The sequence below is a fragment of the Campylobacter sp. 110 genome (genome assembly GCF_002383965.1).
GTDB lineage: Bacteria > Campylobacterota > Campylobacteria > Campylobacterales > Campylobacteraceae > Campylobacter_D > Campylobacter_D coli.
In genome coordinates this window covers 1-4,329 of the sequence record NZ_NXBD01000010.1, presented here as the reverse complement: position 1 = coordinate 4,329, position 4,329 = coordinate 1, and the positions used below count along the sequence as shown (strand labels likewise).

Sequence of the window (4,329 nt, the reverse complement as noted above, 5' to 3'; positions counted from 1 at the left end):
GATTATGGTGGTGGAATTAGAAATCTTGGCACAACTGGCAGTATAAATCTAGATTTAAGACAAGCTCAGCATTTTATCTTAACAATGACAGCCAGAGGAGCTATTGGTATAGCAAATTGGGGTGGAGCAGGTAAAAGTGGAACTATCACTGTCAATAATGCTCAAAATATCACTGCTTTTTCGGCACCTTTTAAATTTAGAATAGCTCAAAGTGGATTTAGTGGCACTGAAACTTTTGCTTATTTTTGCATAGCTTCGAATAATGTAAGATTAGTAAGGACTTAAAATGAACTGCCTCCTTCTTTCTAATAATGGCATAGCACTAAATTTACCTCCATCTTTAGGAGGCTCGGTTGCAAATTATAATTATATGTTAAAGCTAGACATGATTTATAAACAAGCAGTGGTATTGCCATCAAATATTAATAATAAAGAAGTGGTTATGTTAGGCGAAGTTTGGACGACTGGAAGTATGTCTAATAAAACTTCTGCAAATACTTTGAATATCACATGGAACATTTTTAACTCTAATGTAGAATTGCATGGTTTAAGTAAATATTACGCTGCCAATGCAAAAATCAAAGTAGAGAAAAAATTCAAATTTGGAAATATAAATAACTTACAAATAATGCTAAGTTCTTATCAAAGTGGTAGTGCAAATGCAACTCCTGGTTGGAATTTAGGTGGTGGGAATAGATTAAACCCAAGAGCAAAATTAACATTATACTGGAATTAAGAAAGGATAAATATGTTTTATGATTTAAAAAATAAAAGTTTAAAATATGATGATATTTTTTTAAAAGATGTAAAAATACAAAACGAAGAAGGTGAAATTGATGCACAAGATATTTATTTTTTAAGTGCTTGCGATAATGAGCTTTTAAAAGAGCTTGGTTTTGCTAAAGTTGAAGAAGAAGAAGAAGTGCCAAGCTTTGATGAAAAAACACAGACACTTAAGCAAGTTCAAAATTACGATGAAGAAAATAATCTTTATATTGTTTCTTATGAGATTAAAGAAAAAACCTTAGAAGAGTTAAAAGAATTAAAATTAGAAGAGTTAAAAGCTATAAAAGAAGAAAAGCTTTTGTTTATGCCTTTTAAAAATACTACATTTCAAATTGATACTGAAGCAAAAATTAATATCAGCGGAAAAGTTAGCGAGATAATGTTAGCAAATCTTAATAATACTCCTTTGGAAAATATTGCTTGGATTGATCAAGATAATAAAATCACTACATTTAACAAAGAAGAATTTCTAGAATTTGGGGTTGGTATCGCTAAATATACTGAAAGTATTATTTTTAAAAATGATGAACTAAGAAATAAAGTGAAAAATGCCACATCTTTAGAAGAATTAAATTTAATTGCATGGGAGAGTGAAAAATGAATAACTTAGAAAACAACACTAATGTTATTTTATTTGCAGGCAGTGCTATATTAGCTTTTTTTTATCAATTTTTAGCGTATTTTAAAATAGAAACAGCTCAAGTTATTGTTTTGCTCATTGTTTTTAGCTTTTCAGGTATAGCCTCTATGATTAAAACTTTAGCTCTAAGAAAAAATTTTAGAAATTTTTTAATCACAGATATTTTAAGTAAAACTTTAATGTTTTTTGTGCCTTTTATCTTAGCTATTATGGCTAAGCAAATCAGTGTTTTTTACTATCTTGTGGATTATTCTTTTAGCTTTTTAACCATAGGTGAGTTTTTAGCATTTTTAATCAGTGTCCAAAGCATTAGGAAAAAAGAAGATATTAAAGAAATGGACTTTTATAATCTTTTTATAGAAAAATTTAAAAATATAGCAAACAAATATTTAAAATTAGAAGGCGATAAAAATGAAAAATGAATTAAAAAGGGTTTGTGTAAAACCTTATGATAAAGATAGATTTGAAGTGATACAAGATTATGAGTTTATTTTGCCAAATTACAAAGGCATTGTACCACAAGGTTTTAAAACTGATGGAGCGAGTATTCCACGCCTTTTTTGGTCTTTGTTTCCACCTTTTAAAAGTGAGTATTTTAGTGCTTGTGTAGTGCATGATTTTTTATGTGAAAAAGCAAAATCAAGAAAAGATTACAAACTTGCTGATCTTGTTTTAAAAGAAGCAATGCAAGCTTTAGAAATAAATAAATTTAAGATTTTTGTTTTTTATTGCTCTTGTAATTTATTTCATCAGATCAAATGTTTAATAAAGGGGATAAGATGAGCGTGGATTTAAGAGAAATTGCCATAAAAACAGAAGAAATCAATAAAGATTTTAGTGAAGCTTTAGAAATTTTAAAAGAACTTTTTAAAAATGGAGTAAAACCAAGCGATGAAAGTATTAAAAATGCTATAAATGAAGTTTTAACAAGTTTTAACTTTATAAAACAAAGTGAATTAAAAGAAAAACTAGAAGCCTTGCTAGAAGAGCTTGGCATCAATGCAAATATCAATGAAGAGAGTTTAAAAGAAGTTGTATTAAAAGTTGTTTTAGAAAATCAAGAAAGTTTAAAAGGTGATAAAGGAGATCCTTTTACTTATGAAGATTTTACAGAAGAACAGCTTGAAAATTTAAAAGGGCAAGATGGAGCTAAAGGAGCTGATGGTAAAAGTGCTTATGAACTTTGGCTTGAAAATGAAGAAAACACGGGAAAAAGTCAAGATGAATTTTTAGAAAGTTTAAAGGCTCAAACACCAACAAAAGAAGAAATTAAACCTATTATAGAAGAGATGCTCGAAGATATGAAATTAAATTTAGGCATTAATGGAATAAAAGTATCTAATTCTATTCCCACTCCAAAAACAAAAGCTAATGTTAATGATTTAATTATAACTTATAATGAAAATGTAAAACAACTTTGGCTTTGTGTGGCAAGTGATGATAAATACACAAGTTGGATTAATTTGCTTGGAAATGAAAATATTACAGCACAAGAGTTGATTATTATTAGTTTTGATACAAATTTAAATAGTGGTCAATATGGCGGATGTTTAAGTGATTTGCGTTTTGGTTTTGAAAATTCTTTAGCAAGCACTACGCAAATTATAAAAGGACTTAATGAAGGCAGTTTTTTAATCACTAAAGATGGAATGGGTTTAAAATCTAAAAATTATACTGAAGTTAGCGTTCTTTCAAAACCAAGTAAAAATCAAATAGAAGGAAATATCAAAACGAGCGGAATTTATAATGATCCTGCTTGGCATAATATTACCAATGCTTTAAAAAAATATGATGGCAATGCAAATGAATGCTGTCTTTGGGCTTCTAATATAAAAAATAGTGTAAGTATAGAGCTTTTTACAAATGAAATTCCTATGAGTCTTTTTTATAGGCAAGCTGGATATTATGGAAATGTCAATCTTTCAAATATAAAAATGCAAAAAGCCCTTAGAGTTCAAAATGAAATTATAGTCGAGAGAAGCTTTATAGGAATAAAAAAAGAAATTGATAAAACTACCTATGGTGATAATGCTTTTTTATTTGAATTTGAAGAAGAAAAATGAGTTTAAATCTAAAAATAAAATACAAAAAATAAAAAGAAAGGAATTATAATGAAAGTAACAATTAATAGAAGATACACAGGTAAAACTTGTGTTATTGGTAAATTTAAGGTTTTAGATGATGAAGAAAAAATTCTTTTTGAATGTTTTTCTTTGGAAGAAGACAAAGAAGGTTTAGAAAGTGGCAAAGATTTAAGAATACCTGAAGGAAATTATAATTTAAAAAGACATAGTCCTTCACGATTTGAAAATACTTTAAGAAGTATTACAAAAAAAGATGATACAATGATAAATGTTTATAATGATGAAGTTCCTTCAAGTCGTGCAATTTTAATACACTGGGGAAACACTGACAAAGACACACAAGGTTGTATCTTGCTGGGGCTTACTAAAGATAATAATAATGAAAGTGTCGGTCAAAGCAGACAAGCTTGTAAAGAATTTTATGATTTGGTGTATGGTAAAAATCTTGAAGACATTAAATTAGAAATAACAAATGAGTTAGCATGAAAGGAGATAAAGTTTAAGTAGGTTAAAGTTTACACCCCACACTTAAACTTCTAAACAAAATATGATAAATCTTTTATTTGGAAATGCAAAGCTTTATATAGCCTTAGCTTTAATGGCAATCTTAACAGGATATTTTTATCTAAGACTTGATAGCACAAAGGCCAAATTAGAAAAAAGTCAAAGTGATTTAGCTTTGGCTTTAAAAATAAATGAAAATAATCAAGAAAAATTAAAAGAATTAAATCAAATTCATAAAACAGAATTAAAGGCTTTAAATGAAGCAAACAATCAAAAAAATCAAGTACAAGAAAGGGTGCAATATGTTAAAGAATA

General features: G+C 27.9%; 6 protein-coding genes and 2 pseudogenes. All 8 read left to right on the top strand.

Annotation, left to right across the window (positions count from 1 at the left end):
* A pseudogene (locus BGS43_RS00505) lies at window positions 1-285 on the top strand (hypothetical protein); the annotation flags it as partial.
* Window position 286: 1 nt separating this feature from the next.
* The gene (locus BGS43_RS00500; RefSeq protein WP_096568397.1) at window positions 287-736 is read left to right on the top strand and encodes a hypothetical protein; all 450 of its coding nucleotides are present in this window, start codon (window positions 287-289) and stop codon (window positions 734-736) included.
* 12 nt (window positions 737-748) lie between these two features.
* Complete coding sequence (locus BGS43_RS00495) at window positions 749-1,387, top strand: DUF4376 domain-containing protein (RefSeq protein WP_096568394.1); 639 nt, start codon at window positions 749-751, stop codon at window positions 1,385-1,387.
* Window positions 1,384-1,848: a hypothetical protein gene (locus tag BGS43_RS00490; protein ID WP_002801917.1), complete on the top strand. Its 465-nt coding sequence runs from the start codon at window positions 1,384-1,386 to the stop codon at window positions 1,846-1,848. The genes BGS43_RS00495 and BGS43_RS00490 overlap by 4 nt, the downstream gene beginning before the upstream one ends.
* Window positions 1,838-2,209, top strand: a complete 372-nt coding sequence (locus BGS43_RS00485) for a DUF1353 domain-containing protein (protein ID WP_002801918.1) — start codon at window positions 1,838-1,840, stop codon at window positions 2,207-2,209. Before BGS43_RS00490 ends, BGS43_RS00485 begins: the two co-directional genes overlap by 11 nt.
* Complete coding sequence (locus tag BGS43_RS00480; RefSeq protein WP_002801920.1) at window positions 2,206-3,489, top strand: hypothetical protein; 1,284 nt, start codon at window positions 2,206-2,208, stop codon at window positions 3,487-3,489. The genes BGS43_RS00485 and BGS43_RS00480 overlap by 4 nt, the downstream gene beginning before the upstream one ends.
* 48 nt (window positions 3,490-3,537) lie before the next feature.
* Complete coding sequence (locus tag BGS43_RS00475; RefSeq protein WP_002858146.1) at window positions 3,538-3,996, top strand: DUF5675 family protein; 459 nt, start codon at window positions 3,538-3,540, stop codon at window positions 3,994-3,996.
* Window positions 3,997-4,057: 61 nt separating this feature from the next.
* Window positions 4,058-4,329, top strand: a pseudogene (locus tag BGS43_RS00470) (hypothetical protein); the annotation flags it as partial.

Coding starts and splice junctions, on each gene's coding strand:
- BGS43_RS00500 (WP_096568397.1), top strand. CDS start 287: ATGAACTGCCTCCTTCTTTCTAATAATGGCATAGCACTAAATTTACCT.
- BGS43_RS00495 (WP_096568394.1), top strand. CDS start 749: ATGTTTTATGATTTAAAAAATAAAAGTTTAAAATATGATGATATTTTT.
- BGS43_RS00490 (WP_002801917.1), top strand. CDS start 1,384: ATGAATAACTTAGAAAACAACACTAATGTTATTTTATTTGCAGGCAGT.
- BGS43_RS00485 (WP_002801918.1), top strand. CDS start 1,838: ATGAAAAATGAATTAAAAAGGGTTTGTGTAAAACCTTATGATAAAGAT.
- BGS43_RS00480 (WP_002801920.1), top strand. CDS start 2,206: ATGAGCGTGGATTTAAGAGAAATTGCCATAAAAACAGAAGAAATCAAT.
- BGS43_RS00475 (WP_002858146.1), top strand. CDS start 3,538: ATGAAAGTAACAATTAATAGAAGATACACAGGTAAAACTTGTGTTATT.